This window comes from Nocardia cerradoensis NBRC 101014 (assembly GCF_000308535.1).
Taxonomy (GTDB): domain Bacteria; phylum Actinomycetota; class Actinomycetes; order Mycobacteriales; family Mycobacteriaceae; genus Nocardia; species Nocardia cerradoensis.
On sequence record NZ_BAFW01000065.1, the window covers coordinates 16,397 to 32,064 of the forward strand.

Below are 15,668 nucleotides of genomic sequence, written 5' to 3' on the forward strand. Positions count from 1 at the left end.
GAGGGTCCATGGCGGCACCGCCGCAGCGGTCGTCAATCGCGCGAGAGCGCTGCCTCGTAATGCTTTTCGACATCGACATAGGCGTCGTCGGCGATGTCGAAGATCACCTTCGCGATCTCGCCACCGCTGAATGCGAACTTGCCGTGGTAGTCGCCGGTCACCGGGTCGGCGGTGTCGTAGCCGATGCAGAGCCCTTCGCCGCAGAGCGTGAAATGCCCCGACTGCGTGCGGATCTCGGACTGTGCGACGGCCTGGTCGTCGACGTACAGCGTTGCCGTGCCCCAGAATTCCCCGTGATCGCCCGGCCGCTCCTTCTGGAAATCGACGCCGATGATGTGCCGGCCGGGATCCGGCGCCGGCGCCTCGAGTCGCTGCTCCGGAGGGATGCCGAGGAAGTTGTAGGTGTAGCGCAGCTTCTTGTCCTTGATATAGAGCGCGTGGCCGCCGAATCGTGAGCCGTGGGCGAAGATCACGCCCTGCGTTTCGGGGGTGGTGGTCACTTCGGCGAGAACCTTGAACGACACCGCATGGGTATTGGCGGCGGCCCGTTCGGGCACTTCCGTGGTGCCCGGGTAATAGATGTATTTGCCGCCGGGCGGCACCGGCACCTTGAATTCCAGCCCGATGAAGGTCTGCAGGTCCTTGCCGGTAACGCCGAGGTCGTTGAGCGGCAGCACCTTGTTGATCTCGGCTTCGCGGAACCACAGCCCGATCATGTCGCGGAGCTTGTCCGGATGTTCCTCGGCCAGATCGTGATTCTCCGAACGGTCGACATCGGTGTGGTACAGCTCCCAGCGATCCTTGTCGAAATTGCTGAGCCCGCTCGTGGGCCCGTGCACGGTGACCGCCTTCCAGCCTTTGTGCCAGATGGCCCGATGCCCGAGCATCTCGTAGTACTGGGTTTCCTTCTCGGTGGGCGCGTCCGCGGAATCGAAGCTGTATTTCATCGATACGCCCGACAGCGGATTCTGGTGGACGCCGTCGACCGTTTCCGGCATCGGCACACCACAGCATTCGAGAATCGTCGGCACGATATCGGTGCAGTGGTGGTATTGGTCGCGGATCTCGCCGCGCGCCTCGATTCCCTTGGGCCAGAAGATGACCAGTGGATCGGCGACACCGCCCTGATACGAATACCGTTTGAACATCTTGAACGGCGTGGAGAACGCGGCCGCCCACCCGGTCGGGTAGTGGTTGTAGGTGTCCGGCGTGCCGAGTTTGTCGATCATTCCGAGGTTGTCCTCGATCTTGTCCGGATAGCCGTTGAAGAATTTGTTCTCGTTGACCGAGCCGTTCGGCGAGCCCTCGCCGGAGGCGCCGTTGTCGGCGGCGTAGATCACCAGCGTGTTGTCCAGCTGGCCGGTTTCCTCCAGATAGTCGATGATGCGCCCCACCTGGTGATCGGTGTATTCGGAGAAACCGGCGTACACCTCGGCCATGCGGGCGAACAGCTTTCGCTCCGGCTCGCTCAGTTCCGACCACGGGCGCACGGTATCGGCCTCGGCGAATGTGCCCGGCGGCATCGGATTGAACTCGGTGAGTTCGGTGCCCTCGGGCAGGATGCCGCGTTCGATCATGCGCGGCAGCACCCACTCGCGGTAGGCGTCGTATCCGTCGTCGAAGCGGCCCTTGTACTTGTCGATCCATTCCTTCGGGGCATGGTGCGGGGCGTGGTTGGCGCCGGGGCAGAACCACAGATAGAACGGTTTGCCCGGATGGGTCTGGCGCTGATCCTGCAGGAACGAAATAGCCTTGTCCGCAAGGTCTTTCGACAGGTGGTAGCCCTCCTCGGGCTGATACGGCTGGTCGATGAAGTGGTTGTCCTCGGCCAGATCCGGATACCACTGGTTGGTCTCGCCGCCGACGAAACCGTAGAAGCGGTCGAAGCACTGTCCCAGCGGCCACCGCTCCCGGGACGAGCCGGCGGTCCATTCGTCGACCGGGATGTTGTGGTTCTTGCCGACCCAGTAGGTGCCCCAGCCGGCTTTCCGCAATACGGTGGCTATCGAGGCGTTCTCCGGCGGGATGTGGGAGCTGTAACCGGGGAAACCGGAGGAGGTCTCCGAGATCGAGGCGAATCCGTTGAGGTGATGGTTGCGGCCGGTGAGGAAGGTGGAGCGGGTCGGCGAGCACAGCGCCGTGGTGTGCCACTGACTGTAGGTCAGTCCCTCGCGCGCCAGCCGGTCCATGGTCGGCATCTCGATCCGCCCGCCGTAGGGCGACCAGGCCGCGCATCCGGTGTCGTCGTACAGGACGACCAGCACATTCGGCGCGCCCTCGGGTGCTTTCTTGGCCAGGAACGCGTCCCAATCGGGAACCGAATCCCGGATGTCGAGATTGATGACGCCCTTGAACTGCTTATCGCTCATAGCTGGAACCCCTGTCGGAGACTGGTCTGCGTCACGGAGTAAGTGCCGCTTGTGAGTGCAGCACCGGCCGCGGCGGCGGGCCTCATCCGCTCGGGGTGAATTCCGGTGCCGTCCCGCGCCCCCGCGCACCCAGTTGCCGATACCGCCCCCGACCGGGCGAATCGGGCGGTACGGTCGGGGCAGCGTACGGTCGGCTATCGCTGCCTGCGTTGACGTTTCGGACAGTGAGGGAGAGGAAGTCATGCCACACCGCACCGACTCCGGCACCCACCACGCCTGCTGCGCACCGTCAGCGGGAAAGAGCGCCGATCCGACCGAGGACATCGGCGCCATCGGTCACCCGGCCGGGGGAGACCACGGCCGGGAATTCGACCCCGCGCTGGTTTCGGTCCCCGGCGGCACCTTCACCATGGGGGACGAGAGCCGGTGGGCGTATCCCGGCGACGGCGAGGGGCCGTGCCACCCGGTCACGCTCGACGCCTTCGCCATCGGCCGGTACGCGGTGACCAACGCCGACTTCGCCGCCTTCGTCGCCGACACCGGCTACCGCACCGATGCCGAGAAATACGGCTGGTCGTTCGTCTTCGCCGGACTGCTGCCGCCGGATATGCCGCCCACCCGCGCGGTGGTGAACGCCCCGTGGTGGCGGCAGGTGGAGGGCGCGGACTGGGCTCATCCGTTCGGACCGGCCTCCGACGTCGGCGCCCTGGCCGACCATCCCGTGGTCCACGTGTCCTGGGAGGACGCGCGAGCCTTCTGCACGTGGTCGGGCACCCGGTTGCCCACCGAGGCCGAATGGGAGTACGCCGCGCGCGGCGGATCCACCGGCCCGTTTCCCTGGGGCGAGGACTTCGAGCCGCACGGGCAGCGGCGGATGAACGTCTTCACCGGCGAATTCCCCCGCACGGCCCCCGGCGCGCATCTGGGCACGATGCCCGTGAACGCGTACGCGCCCAACGGTTTCGGGCTCTACAACACCACCGGGAACGTGTGGGAGTGGTGTTCGGACTATTTCTCGCCCGACTACTACCGGCACAGTCCCGGCGCGAATCCCAGAGGACCCGATCTCGGCCGCGACCGGGTGATGCGGGGCGGCTCGTATCTGTGCCACCTGTCCTACTGCCGCCGCTACCGGGTCTCGGCGCGGCAGGGCAGCGAACCGGTCTCCTCGACCGGGAATCTGGGCTTCCGGGTGGTCGCCGATGCTCCTGCCGCACGCTGACCCGCGGCGGCGCAGTGGAGGGCGGATGAGCGGTGTGATGGTGGCGCCGACCCTGGCCGGCTATCGCCGTACCTGGCTGCGGCCCGACATCGTGGCCGGGCTCAGTGCGGGGGCGGTGGTGATTCCGCAGGCCATGGCCTACGCGACCATCGCGGATCTGCCGGTGCAGATCGGCCTCTACACCTGCATGGTGCCGATGGTCGTCTACGCGCTGCTGGGCGGGTCCCGCACCGCGAGCGTGAGCACCACCTCCACCATCGCGACCCTGACCGCCTCCACGCTGGTCGGGGCCGGGATCGCCGCCGGATCCGAGGATGCGCAGACCGCGCTGATGACGCTGACCCTGATGGTCGGGGTGATCCTGCTGCTCGCGCGGCTGGCGCGTCTGGGCTCGATCATCGAGAACATCAGCGACGCGACGCTCACCGGGATCAAGATCGGCGTCGGGCTCACCGTGGCGGCCGGGCAGTTGCCGAAACTTCTGGGCGTGCCCGCCGATCCGGCCGCCACCGGATTCTTGAGGGTGCTGTGGTCGGCGCTGAAACACCTCGGCTCGGCGAATCCGGCGACGGTGATACTGGCGGCGGCCAGTATCGCGGGGCTGTACGCGATGTCGAAACTGCTGCCGCGCGTTCCCGGTCCGCTCGTGGTGGTGGCGGTAGGCATCGCGCTGGTGGCGTTCGTCCATCTCGACGATCACGGGGTGGCGTTGATTTCGCCGGTCCCGTCCGGGATTCCGCTGCCGGGTGTGCCGCGGCTGCGCGATATCGGTGACCTGCTGCCGGGGGCGCTGGCCATCTCGATGATGGCGTTCCTGGAGACGGTCGCGGTGGGACGTGGTGTGCGCCGCGCGAGCGAACCCCAGATCGACAGCAACCAGGAACTTTTCGCGAACGGGATGGCGTCGCTGGCGGGTTCGTTCTTCCACACTCTGCCCCCGGCGGGTGGGTTCTCGCAGACGGCGGTGGCGCTACGCGCCGGTGCGCGAACACAAATGGCCGCGATCGTCACCGCGGTGCTGGCGGTCGCGGTGGCGCTGTTCCTCGCACCGGTGCTCGACGATCTGCCGCAGGCCACCCTCGGTGCGATGGTGGTGGTGGCGACGCTCGGGCTGCTGGACTTCGGTGCGCTGGCGCTGTTCTGGCGGGTCAGTCGCGTCGAATTCTGGATCGCGGTCGGCACCGCGGTGGTCGGGCTGGTGATGGGGTTGCTTCCCGCGGTCGCGGTCGGGGTGGTCGCCACGCTGTATCTGGTGTTGCGCGAACTAAATCGCCCGCATGTGGTGCAGTTGACGCGCGGTCCGGACGGCCGATGGGTGGGCGGAACACCCACGGCCGCAACCGAACCCGCGAATCCGCTGGTGCTGCGGGTCGCGTCGGGGCTGTACACCGCGAATGTGCGCTCCAATACCGAGGGCATACGGCGTCGCGTGGACGAGCTCGCGGCGGCCGGGCATCCGGTGCATACGGTCGTGCTTGACTGCTCCTGGATACCCGATGTGACGCTGACCGTGATGCGCGCATTCTTCGACGTGGTCAACGAACTGCAGGACAGCGGTGTCACCGTCTACTTCGCGGAATTGCCCGCCCGCAACCTGGCCACCGTTCGCCGCACGGCGGTCGGACGCGACCTGCAGCAACAGGGCCGGTTGTTCAGCACCGTGGACCGGGCGGTCGCCGCACTCAGGTCAGATTGACGATGCCGCGGATGGTGAAGAGGGCGCCGAACACCAGCAGCACACCGATCGACAGCAACCGGGTATGGCGGATCATCCAGACCTTGGCCGCGTCGAGGCCGGTGCGGGCGCGTTCGCCCAGCAGCAGGTAGATGCCGATCGGGACGAGGAAATCGAGGACCGCGGCGATGAGCAGGACGATCGTCCCGACCGCCGATGCCGCGACCGAGGTGGCCGAACTCGCGATCAGGCTCATGCCCGACAGCATGATGAACAGATTCGGATTGACCACCGCCAACGCCAGCCCGGCGATGAACGCGCCGCGCGGTCCGGTGTTCTCCAATTGAGTCATCCAGCGGGGACCGCCGCCCGGCGCGGTCTTCGGCTTGCGCACCGCGATGACGGCACCGGCCACCAGGAACAAGACACCGACCACCAGCCCGGCCCAGTGCGAGGTCTGCTTCGACGTGGACTGCGGATCGCCCGCACCGCCCAGCAGCGCCGCCACCGCGATCTGCGCGTAGACGAGCAGGAACGCGGCGCCGAACGCGGAGGCGTTGGCGATCGGGCGACGTGACTGGAGCAGCAGGACACAACCCGCGACGGCGCCGGGAGTCACGATCAGGCCGATCACTTCCGGAAGCAGCAGTACGAGCAGATCACCCATCTCGACTCCTCGCCAGTCCTGGGGCCCGGCAGCGGCTCGGCTCCGCCGGCGCGGCGGTGTGCCCGTCCGGCGGTGCGCGGGTGCGGTCCCGCTCGCCGACGGTAGTGCGCTAGGCACCGGCCCGCCGTCACACGTTGCGGGTGAGATCGACGGGCGCAGTGGAACAGTGAGCGCGTCGACCTTCCCGGAGCCCCGTCCGCGCCGGCCGAGGTGATCTACGCGCCGCCGGGTGTGTGCGTCCCGGACGCGGTGTGACGCAGATACGGATCGAGCAGCTCCCGGACGCTCGCCGCCACGGTGTCGACGGGAGTGTGGTTTTCCACCAGGCGCGAGGCGGTGTGGACGACGGCGTTGATCAGTTCGGCGGTCGTGGCCGGATCGGGGGCGCCGAGTTCGGTCAGCGCGCCGATCAGCGGTGTGCGTAGTTCGTCGTGGATGGCTCGGCCCTGGGCGGCGAGGGCGTCGGGCGCGACGTGGGTCGAAAGTCCTTGCACCACCGCGTGTTCGCCCTCGTCGACCAGTTCGAGGTTGGCCATCGCATACGCCAGGACCTTGCCGCCCGGGTCGCCGGCCGCGGCCATGCGTTCGGCGATCCGCTCGCTCCAGCGGGGGAGCGCGTCGGCCAAGACCGCCTCGAACAGTTCGTCTCGCGAGCCGAAATACTGATACACACTGGGCCGGGCCAGACCGGCGCGGGCGGCCACCTCGGCGAGGGTAGGCGCCGCGCCCGTCTGTTCCGAGAGGATCGCGCGGGCGGCGTCGAGGAGGGCCCGCCGCTGCGCCTGCCGGTGTTCCGTGACCGTCGCCGCCTGAATTCTCGGCACGACACCTCCTTCTCGCACGACCGGGCCTCCGTCCGACCCTTGCGACAGTGCTATCACACCCGGTCGCCGCCGCGGCCGGAGTGTGGCGCGTGCTCAGCGCTCGGGGGTGAGGCGGCCGTCGATCATATGCAGGACGCGGTCGCAGCGGTCGAGGATGTCGTGGTCGTGGGTGACCATGACGGTGGCGACCGCCGCCGCGCGGGTCTCGCGGGCCAGCAGTTCCACCACCTCCGCACTGCGGGCACGGTCCAGCGCGGCGGTGGGCTCATCCACCAGCAGCACTCGCGGTGAGCCGATGAGTGCGCGGGCGATGCCGACGCGCTGGCGTTCCCCGCCGGACAGTTGCTCCGGACGTCGATTCGCCTTCGCGCCCATACCGACCGCGTCGAGCAATTCCCGCGGATCGCGCCGGGCGCCGGTGAGCCGGGCGATCAGGCGCAGTTGATCGGCGGCCGTGAGCGCGGGCAGGAGGTTGCCCGATTGGAAGACGAAACCGATGTGGCGCAGGCGGAATCGGGTGCGGGCCCGGGCGCCGAGGGCGGTGAGATCGGTGCCGCCGATACGGACACGTCCCGCGTGCGGCGTGGTGAGCCCGCCCGCCACGGCGAGCAGACTCGATTTGCCCGAACCGGAGGGGCCGATGATCGCGACGAATTCTCCCGGCGCGACCGACAGGTGAATGTCGTCCAGCGCGGTCACCGTATCGGCGCCGTCGCCGAGGGTGAGCGCTACGCCGTCGAGGTCGAGTCCCCTCTTCGCGTCGTCGAGGTCGCGCGGATCACCTTGCGTCGCATCGGTTCTGCGGGTGGCGAACAGGCTCATCGGTGAGCTCCCAGGGCCGTGAGGGGATCGATTCCGGTGACGCGCACGATGGCGGCGGCCGCGCCCAGCACGCCGAGCAGCACCAGCAGGCCGGCGCCGGTGGCGATGGCCGCGGGATCGAGGGTGAACGGCATACCGTGAATGAATCGGCTGCCGCCGACGGCGATCAGCACTCCGACAGTGGTCGCACCGACCAGCACCACCACGGCCTGAGTCAGTCCGTCCGCGAGCAGGAATCGCGTCGGTGCGCCGATCGCCCGCAACACCGCCAGTTCGCCCGCGCGCTGAATCGTCCACACGAGGAAGAACGCGCCGACCACCAGTGCGGAGATCGCGTAGAGGAACACCTTGATCAGCGACATGGTCGCCATTTCCGCCGAGAAGCCGGGGGAGGCGTCGTAGGAGGCGGTGCGGGTCATGGCGGTCGTATCCGCCGCCGCGTCGCCGGCGGCCAGGTCGAGAGTCGTGCCCGGCCGCGCGCGCAGCGCCACGGCACTGGCCTCCCGGTAGGCCTGGTCTCGCACCTGCTCGCCCGGTTTCGCCCCGGCATGGATCTGCTGCCAGGTGCGCAGCGGTACATAGGCGACATCGACGTGACCGAAGGTCTGTTTGCCCGCGGTGACACCGACGATCGTCAACGTGGTGCCGAGCCGGTCGATCACGACGGTGTCGCCGAGTCGCGCACCCTTGTCGAGGGCGGTCGCGCTCACGACGATGCCGTCCTCCCGATCCAGGCGTGTGCCCTGCGCCGGGGCCGGTGCCAGGAACGACTGCGGATCGACGCCGAACAGGGCGAAGTCGACCGCGACCCCACCGCCGGTCTTGGCGTTGACCAGCGTATTGCCGAAGGGTGCGGCGTCGGCCACGCCGGGCTCGGACCGCCACGCCGCGACCTGCGCGGTGTCGATCGTGCTGCGGGTGAACGCCGAGTCGGTCTTCGTGCCGTGCGCGAAGGCGAAGGCGTCGACGGGCAGGGCGCGCAGGCCGGAGACGCCGTCGTCGACCAGTCCGGACGACAGCCCGGACAGCATCACGGTCAGGATCGAGATGAGCGCGACCACGCCGCCCATCAGGCCGAATCTCACTCGCGCGTACCACAGTTCGCGCAGTGCCAGGAACATGACAACTCCTCACGGCTGCCGCCGGGCGGGCCGGCGACGGGACAGCACCATCTTCCTGACGGTGCGTCGGTAAGATACCAACGCGATGTCGGTAAAAATCGGCCGGGGTGGTGAAGCCTCGCCCGACATGCGAAAAGCCCTCTCGCGCAAGGCGAAAGGGCTTGGAGGGCGGGTGTGTGTGCTCAGCCGGGCATGAGCATATGCCACTGCTCCAGGGTGGTCGGGCGCATCACGTAGTTGTTCTCGCGCACCGATGACAGGGCCGCGCTGGGTTCTTCGGAATACCAGTGGCCGGGGTAGACGACCGGGTCGCCGGACAATTCGGCCAGGTGACGCAGGCTGCGGAACATGGCGTCGGAATCGCCGCCGGGGAAATCGGTGCGGCCGCAGCCGTCGACGAACAGGGTGTCACCGGCGACGAGCCGGTCCTCGAACAGGAAACACTGGCTGCCCGGCGTGTGACCGGGGGTGTGCAGGAATTCGATCTCGACGCCGCCGACGGCGAGGGTGTCGCCGTGGTCGTGGCCGGTCAGCTCGCTCGGGGCGATGCCGGTGACGTTGGCGACCCAGGACAGTTCCTCGTGGTTCACGTGCACCGGAACCTGCACCCGCTCGAGCAGTTCCCTCACGCCGCGCAGCGTGAAGCCCATCATCGTGCCGCCGACGTGGTCGGGGTGGTGATGGGTTGCCAAAACGCCCGTCAACCGCAGGCCGTCGGCCTCGGCGATATCGACCAGATCACCCGCCGCGTACGCGGGATCCACCACCACACATTCGCCGGACTCACGATCACCGATCACATACGAGAAATTGCGCATCTGAGTGGCAATCGGGTCGCCGACAGCCCAGTCCCGGCCCGCCAGCAGCTGACGAAAATATAAACGATCGGATCCCATACGCACACCCTATTGTTCGCCGGCGAACTCCGCGCATCCGGACGCAATGTTGTGAATCGTCACGGCCGCGGGCCGCAGGATGGCTCGGTTCTTCGGGGCGGCGTCAGGCCAGCAGCGCGCCGAGTTCGTCCGCCGCCTCCGGGCCGTACGCCCCGCGCAACCGCCGCAGCGCGTCGTCGCGGTCGAGCGACCACTCCTGGGTGCCGACGGTCTCCAGGACCAGCACCGCGGTCAGCGAACCCAGCTGAGCCGAGCGCTGCAGGCTGAGTCCGGCGGTGTGCCCGGTGAGGAATCCGGCCCGGAAGGCGTCGCCGACACCGGTCGGGTCGACCTGCGAAAGTTCCGGCACCACTTCGACATTCACCTCGACACCGTCGCCATCGACGATCAGCGCGCCCTTGGCGCCGAGGGTGGTGACGCGAATGCCGACCCGGCGGCCGATCTCCTCGGGGGACAGGCCGGTCTTCTGCAGCAGCAGGCCCCACTCGTACTCGTTGGTGAAAAGGTATGTGGCGCCGTCGATCAGGGCGAGCGCCTGGTCGCCGTCGAGGCGGGCCAGTTGCTGGGAGGGGTCCGCGGCGAAGGGGATGCCGAGCTTGCGGCACTCCTCGGTGTGGCGCAGCATCGCGTCGGGATCGTTGGCGCCCACCAAAACCAGGTCCAGCGAACGGTTTTCGGCTACCTCGGCGATCGAGATGTCGCGGGCCTCGCTCATCGCGCCGGGATAGAACGACGCGATCTGGGCCATCGTCTCGTCGGTGGTGCAGACGAAGCGGGCGGTGTGCGCGGTCTCGGAGATCCGCACCGCCGAGCAGTCGACGCCGTGGCGCTCGAGCCAGTCGCGGTACTCACCGAAATCGGGGCCGACCGCGCCGAGCAGTAGCGGGTTACCGTTCAGCAGACCCATCGCGTACGCGATGTTGCCGCCGACACCGCCTCGGCGAATCACCAGATCGTCGACCAGGAAACTCAACGACACGTGCTGCAACTGATCGGCAAGCAGGACGTCGGAGAATTTCCCCGGAAAACGCATCAAATGGTCGGTCGCGATGGAAGCGGACACAGCGATGGTCACGAAGCCCGGTCCTTGTCTGTCGAGGGCGGAATCAGCTTTACCGTACCGTGTGCGCGACACGGCGCGGAACCTCCGAAGAGATTCCGCGCCGGGAGCAGATCGTCAGTTGAAGCTGTCGCCGCAGGCGCAGGAGCCGGTGGCGTTCGGGTTGTCGATCGTGAAGCCCTGCTTCTCGATGGTGTCGACGAAGTCGATGGACGCACCCTGGACGTAGGGGGCGCTCATCCGGTCGACGGCGAGCTTGACCCCGCCGAACTCGGCGGTCAGGTCACCGTCGAGGGTGCGATCGTCGAAGAACAGCTGGTACCGCAGACCCGCGCAACCGCCCGGCTGCACCGCGATGCGCAGCGCCAGATCGTCGCGGCCCTCCTGGTCCAGCAGCGCCTTCGCCTTGGACGCGGCGGCGTCGGTCAGGATCACACCGTGGGTGGTGGTCTCGTTCTGCACAGTCATGAAGTCTCCTCGCAGACCCTCGTTACCCGTGAACGTTGTTTCCGTGAACAGCGCACGGCTCGGTAGCTGTCAACGCCACGTCGCGGGTGGCTATTCCAATCTTGCCACTGCGCGCACCGGTGCGGGCCCGTCGGCCCCGGAATTGCCGGGTGGACGGCGCTCGGACGTGCGAATCACCACACCCGCGGGGCGTGTCGGGGGGTACAGACCGGCCGGTCGGAGCCGGTTTGCCGGTATGGGCGGTATGACCGATCACACAGGCTCTGCGGAGACCGTATTTCCAGGCCGGTATGCCATCCAATAGCCTGGTCGGCGTGAAGTTCCTGCGCCGTGGCGATGCCAGCACCACCGACGACCACGTCGACGACACGTCGGCCGCGACCGACGACGACACGGCCACGGCAGCGCAGCGGCCCGCACCGACCGCCGGCAAAGGCCGGCCGACGCCCAGACGTCGCGATGTCCAGGGCAGACGTCGCGGGCCGGTTGCGCCCGCGCCGCTGACCGCCAAGGAGGCCCGCGCCCGGCGCAAGGCCACCCGCGGCAACCGCGAGGAACGTAAGGTCGCTTCGGCCGAACGCCGGGCCGCGGCCGCCGATCGCCGCGCCCGGATGCTGGCCGGTGAGGACAAATATCTGCTGCCGCGCGACCGCGGCCCGGTCCGCGCCTATGTTCGCGACCTGGTCGACGCCCGGCGCAACCTGGTCGGACTGTTCATGCCGCTGGCGCTGGTGCTGATCCTGACCATGTTCCTCACGCCGCAGGTGCAGGCCTACGTCACCCTCGCGATGATCGTGATGATGCTGTTCATGGTCGCCGAGGGCTTCGTGATCGGCCGCCTCATCAACAAGCGGGTGCATGAGCGCTACCCCGACGACACCACCTCGAGCTGGTCACTGGGCTGGTACGCCTTCGTCCGCGCCTCCCAGATCCGCCGCATGCGCGCGCCGAAGCCGCGGGTTTCCCCCGGCGACGCCGTCTGAGTCCGGACGGTCGCGTTCGACCCCCGGCGCGGCCGGAAGGACGGGTCGGCTGTCGTGTGCTTCCGGATTTCGCCGACCGCTCTGCGAAGTCGCTGCCGTGGCGAACCGCACTCGGACGGCGCAGCTGCAGGGGCGGGGTCGGCTGTCGTGCGCTCCAGGATTCCGCCGCGGTCTCGGACGTTGCGGCCGTCGGGCACGGACGCGGGCGGTGCGCGTGCTGCCCGCTCGGGTAGGCGGGGGCTCGGGTGCGGGCCGATTGGTACCGTGCTGACGTGGTGAACGATGCTGCGGGCGGCCGAGGGCTGCGGACGCTGGTGCTCGGTGGGGCGCGCTCGGGGAAATCCGCCTATGCCGAGGAGGTGGCCGGCCGCAGCGGACCGGTGCGCTACGTCGCGACCGCGGTTCCCGATCCCGCCGACGCGGACTTCGCCGATCGTATTGCCGCCCATCGCGTCCGGCGCCCCGGCACCTGGCATGTGGTGGAGGGCGATCCGATCACCGTGCTCGGTGATCCGGCGCCGGTGACGCTGATCGACGACCTCGGCACCTGGCTGACCGCCCGCATCGACGCGCGCGCGGCCTGGGAATCGCCGCGCGGAACCGTCGGCCCCGATATCGACGCGCTGGTCGCGGCGGTGACCGGATACGCGGACCGCTTGCTGATCGTGAGCCCGGAGGTCGGGCTGGGGGTGGTTCCGGCGACCGCGTCGGGACGGCTGTTCCAGGACGAGATCGGGACGCTGAATCAGCGGCTCGCGGCGGTGTGTGACGAGGTCGTACTGGTCGTGGCCGGAGTGCCGGTGGTGCTGAAGGGCGCGGAAGCTGCGGGCGCTTCCACCCGAGGCGGGATCGGGACGGCCTCCGCGGCGGCCGCGGCAGCCGGACTGGCAGGCGGTGCGGCGGAACGGGTGTCGGCTTCGGACAGTGCCGATACCGTGGGCCGGGAGCATCCTTTCCACGGCTCCGGTTTCGCCGACTCCGCTGCGGCGGAAAGGGCGTTGGCATCCGGTCACGATGCGGGCGGCGCCGCTGCGTCGACCGGGACGAGTGACGTGACGGATGTGGGCGCGGGTGCCCGCCCCGGCTCGGGTGCGGCGGACGAGGGGGCGGGTCGCGAGTTCGCCGGCGCCGCGGCTGCTGCCGCGGGCTCGCCGGCCGGCTCGACTCCGCGTGGCCTCGCCGAATTCGACGGCACCACACCGGCATTCGGCCCGGTCGCCGCGCCCGATGCGCGCATACGGGCCGAGGCCGAGCAGCGGCAGTTGCAGTTGACCAAACCGGCGGGAGCGCTGGGCCGGCTGGAGACACTGGGCAATTGGGTGGCGTCGTGCCAGGGGCAGTGCCCGCCGCATCAGTTCCGGCGCGCCCGGGTCGTGGTGTTCGCCGGAGACCACGGCGTGGCGCGACACGGGGTGTCGGCGTATCCGAGTGAGGTGACCGCGCAGATGGTCGCCAACTTCCTGGCCGGTGGGGCGGCGGTGAACGCGCTGGCACGACTGGCCGATGCGACCGTGCGCGTGGTCGACATCGCGGTGGACGCCGACACCGATCCGTCGGTCTCGACGCACAAGATTCGCCGCTCCAGCGGCGCCATCGACCGCGAGGACGCCCTCACCGAGGCCGAACTGTACGCCGCGCTGGCCGCCGGCCGCGCGATCGCCGACGAGGAGATCGACAGCGGAGCCGACCTGCTGATCGCCGGCGATATGGGTATCGGAAACACCACGCCCGCGACGGTTCTCATCGCCACCCTCACCGATACCGAACCGGTGGTGGCGATCGGCCGCGGCACCGGCGTCGACGATGCCGGATGGATGCGCAAGGCTTCCGCGATCCGCGACGCCATGTGGCGCGCGCGTCCGCACCGCCAGGACCCGTTCGCGCTGCTGCGGATCGCCGGTGGTGCGGATTTCGCCGCCACCGCGGGCTATCTCGCGCAGGCCGCCGCCCGGCGCACGCCGGTGATTCTCGACGGTGTGGTGGTCACCGCCGCCGCGCTCATCGCCGAGATGCTCGCCCCCGGCGCGAAGCGCTGGTGGGTGGCTGGGCATCGGTCCACGGAACCGGCGCACCCGCTCGCCCTTGCCAAGCTCGAGTTGGAACCGCTGGTCGAGCTGGACATGCGGCTGGGTGAAGGCTCGGGCGCGGTGAGCGCGCTGCCACTGCTGCGCGCGGCCATCGCCGCGCTGTCGGAGATGTCGACCTTCGGTGAGGCCGGGGTGAGCACCGCCGAATCCGATTCGGCCGCACCGGAAGTCGTGTCCTGAACGAGGGGCGCGGACCGGATCGCCCGGCCCGCACGACCGGCCCCCCGAGCACGCGGCGGAAGGCCGGCCGGATCGGGTATCTTGTCGATCACCCGCGCGCCGGGTGTCGTGGTCGGTCGGCGGCACGGCACGCAGCACCGATATGTGCATGCTGTGGCATCGCCGGATCGGGGTTCCGGCCGTGATCGCGGCGGCTCGTCTCGCGCTCTCGTGGTTGACGGTGCTGCCGGTGCGCGGACCCGAGACGGTCGACCGCAGGGCGGCGGCGGGAGCGATCGCGGCCGCACCGGTGGTCGGGGCGGTGCTGGGGGCCGGCGCCGCCGGGTTGCTGTGGGTACTGATCCGGGTCGGAACGGGTTTCGCGCTGGCCGGGCTGATCATCGTCGGTGCGCTGGGACTGGCGACCCGCGGAATGCATCTGGACGGACTGGCCGATACCGCGGACGGGCTGGGCAGTTACGGCCCGCCGGAGCGTGCCCGGGAAATCATGAAGAGCGGCGGGGCGGGGCCTTTCGGGGTGGCCGCGTTGATCTTCGCCATCGGGGTTCAGGCGCTGTCGTTCGCCGCGCTCGCCGAGCACGGCCGCTGGTTCGCGGTCGGGCTCGCGGTGGCCGTCGGACGGGTTGCGGTCGTCCTCGCCTGCCGCGGATACGCTTCCGCTCCCGGCGCCGGATTCGGTGCGCTGGTGGCGCGCACGCAGTCGGCGGTGACACCGGCGGTCTGGACTCTCGCCGCGCTCGTCGCCGGCGTCTTCGCCGCGCCCGCGTCCTGGCTCGGGCCGGTCGCGGTCGCCGTGGCTCTGGCGGGTGCGGCTGTGCTGGTGTGGCATTGTGTGCGGCGTTTCGGCGGGCTCAACGGTGATGTGCTCGGCGCCGCCGCCGAGGTAACCGTCGCGGTCACCGCCGCGGTGCTGTCACTGTCCTGACTTCGTCGGACCGCCCGATCGGCCGTACCGTTTCATCCACCCTGAAGGACCCCGACCAGCGAAAATGATTGTGCGTCAATAACGCAACGGCGTTGTCCCTGTTTGGGAACGAAACATCGGGGTATCCGTGAGCAATGACGGTGATAGAGCGGATCGCCGTTGTTGCCGCCCGTCGACGATGCCGAGCGCACGCGCGGCGATACCGGAGCCCACCGAATTCGCAGCCCCCGGTATCGAGCGCAGGACCACCGCGCGATAAGACGACCTCGCGATCGACGAACGGTGCACCGAGGTCGAAGAGGGGAGCAGGTTTGTCGATTTCATCCCGTGAATCGAAGCGCAGGAACCCGGACAAAGGCTATGTCGCCC

At 69.0% G+C, this 15,668-nt stretch carries 13 protein-coding genes; 5 read left to right on the forward strand and 8 right to left on the reverse strand.

Going from position 1 to position 15,668, the window contains the following annotated elements:
* Positions 1 to 32 precede the first annotated feature (32 nt).
* Positions 33 to 2,369 (reverse strand): arylsulfatase, encoded by a 2,337-nt coding sequence (locus ON23_RS08115; RefSeq protein WP_039777240.1) that lies wholly within the window; start codon positions 2,367 to 2,369, stop codon positions 33 to 35.
* A gap of 241 nt (positions 2,370 to 2,610) precedes the next feature.
* Between ON23_RS08115 and ON23_RS08120 the strand changes: the two genes are divergently transcribed.
* Together ON23_RS08120 and ON23_RS08125 are read left to right on the forward strand one after the other, a co-directional pair.
* Positions 2,611 to 3,591: a formylglycine-generating enzyme family protein gene (locus ON23_RS08120; RefSeq protein ID WP_039777241.1), complete on the forward strand. Its 981-nt coding sequence runs from the start codon at positions 2,611 to 2,613 to the stop codon at positions 3,589 to 3,591.
* A 25-nt stretch (positions 3,592 to 3,616) separates the two neighbouring features.
* On the forward strand, positions 3,617 to 5,287 hold the full coding sequence (locus ON23_RS08125) for a SulP family inorganic anion transporter (RefSeq protein WP_039777242.1): 1,671 nt from the start codon (positions 3,617 to 3,619) through the stop codon (positions 5,285 to 5,287).
* Here ON23_RS08125 and ON23_RS08130 read toward each other — a convergent pair.
* From ON23_RS08130 to ON23_RS08160, 7 genes are all read right to left on the reverse strand, one after another.
* A complete protein-coding gene (locus tag ON23_RS08130; RefSeq protein WP_039777243.1) occupies positions 5,274 to 5,933 on the reverse strand; it encodes a GAP family protein in 660 nt (219 codons plus the stop codon). The genes ON23_RS08125 and ON23_RS08130 overlap by 14 nt on opposite strands.
* Before the next feature lie 215 nt (positions 5,934 to 6,148).
* Positions 6,149 to 6,757 carry a TetR/AcrR family transcriptional regulator gene (locus ON23_RS08135; RefSeq protein WP_039777244.1) on the reverse strand — a complete coding sequence of 203 codons (609 nt, stop codon included), beginning with the start codon at positions 6,755 to 6,757 and terminating at the stop codon, positions 6,149 to 6,151.
* 93 nt (positions 6,758 to 6,850) lie between these two features.
* A complete protein-coding gene (locus tag ON23_RS08140; RefSeq protein ID WP_373282175.1) occupies positions 6,851 to 7,573 on the reverse strand; it encodes an ABC transporter ATP-binding protein in 723 nt (240 codons plus the stop codon).
* A 2-nt stretch (positions 7,574 to 7,575) separates the two neighbouring features.
* Positions 7,576 to 8,700: an ABC transporter permease gene (locus ON23_RS08145; RefSeq protein WP_039777246.1), complete on the reverse strand. Its 1,125-nt coding sequence runs from the start codon at positions 8,698 to 8,700 to the stop codon at positions 7,576 to 7,578.
* A gap of 182 nt (positions 8,701 to 8,882) precedes the next feature.
* Entirely contained in the window at positions 8,883 to 9,596 is a 714-nt protein-coding gene (locus ON23_RS08150) for an MBL fold metallo-hydrolase (protein ID WP_039777248.1), read from the reverse strand.
* 103 nt (positions 9,597 to 9,699) lie between these two features.
* Positions 9,700 to 10,671, reverse strand: a complete 972-nt coding sequence (locus ON23_RS08155) for a carbohydrate kinase family protein (RefSeq protein ID WP_039777249.1) — start codon at positions 10,669 to 10,671, stop codon at positions 9,700 to 9,702.
* Positions 10,672 to 10,773: 102 nt separating this feature from the next.
* Complete coding sequence (locus ON23_RS08160) at positions 10,774 to 11,124, reverse strand: HesB/IscA family protein (protein WP_036500157.1); 351 nt, start codon at positions 11,122 to 11,124, stop codon at positions 10,774 to 10,776.
* A gap of 314 nt (positions 11,125 to 11,438) precedes the next feature.
* Here ON23_RS08160 and ON23_RS08165 point away from each other — a divergent pair, with 314 nt between their 5' ends.
* From ON23_RS08165 to ON23_RS08175, 3 genes are all read left to right on the forward strand, one after another.
* Positions 11,439 to 12,107, forward strand: a complete 669-nt coding sequence (locus ON23_RS08165) for a DUF3043 domain-containing protein (RefSeq protein WP_039777250.1) — start codon at positions 11,439 to 11,441, stop codon at positions 12,105 to 12,107.
* Between the two features lie 272 nt (positions 12,108 to 12,379).
* A complete protein-coding gene (gene cobT / locus ON23_RS08170; RefSeq protein WP_039777251.1) occupies positions 12,380 to 14,374 on the forward strand; it encodes a nicotinate-nucleotide--dimethylbenzimidazole phosphoribosyltransferase in 1,995 nt (664 codons plus the stop codon).
* A 184-nt stretch (positions 14,375 to 14,558) separates the two neighbouring features.
* Positions 14,559 to 15,299 (forward strand): adenosylcobinamide-GDP ribazoletransferase, encoded by a 741-nt coding sequence (locus ON23_RS08175; protein ID WP_039777297.1) that lies wholly within the window; start codon positions 14,559 to 14,561, stop codon positions 15,297 to 15,299.
* Positions 15,300 to 15,668: the final 369 nt, after the last annotated feature.

Excerpts from the sequence above, each read along its gene's own strand:
- ON23_RS08115 (WP_039777240.1), bottom strand. The coding sequence starts at position 2,369 with ATGAGCGATAAGCAGTTCAAGGGCGTCATCAATCTCGACATCCGGGAT.
- ON23_RS08120 (WP_039777241.1), top strand. The coding sequence starts at position 2,611 with ATGCCACACCGCACCGACTCCGGCACCCACCACGCCTGCTGCGCACCG.
- ON23_RS08125 (WP_039777242.1), top strand. The coding sequence starts at position 3,617 with ATGAGCGGTGTGATGGTGGCGCCGACCCTGGCCGGCTATCGCCGTACC.
- ON23_RS08130 (WP_039777243.1), bottom strand. The coding sequence starts at position 5,933 with ATGGGTGATCTGCTCGTACTGCTGCTTCCGGAAGTGATCGGCCTGATC.
- ON23_RS08145 (WP_039777246.1), bottom strand. The coding sequence starts at position 8,700 with ATGTTCCTGGCACTGCGCGAACTGTGGTACGCGCGAGTGAGATTCGGC.
- ON23_RS08150 (WP_039777248.1), bottom strand. The coding sequence starts at position 9,596 with ATGGGATCCGATCGTTTATATTTTCGTCAGCTGCTGGCGGGCCGGGAC.
- ON23_RS08160 (WP_036500157.1), bottom strand. The coding sequence starts at position 11,124 with ATGACTGTGCAGAACGAGACCACCACCCACGGTGTGATCCTGACCGAC.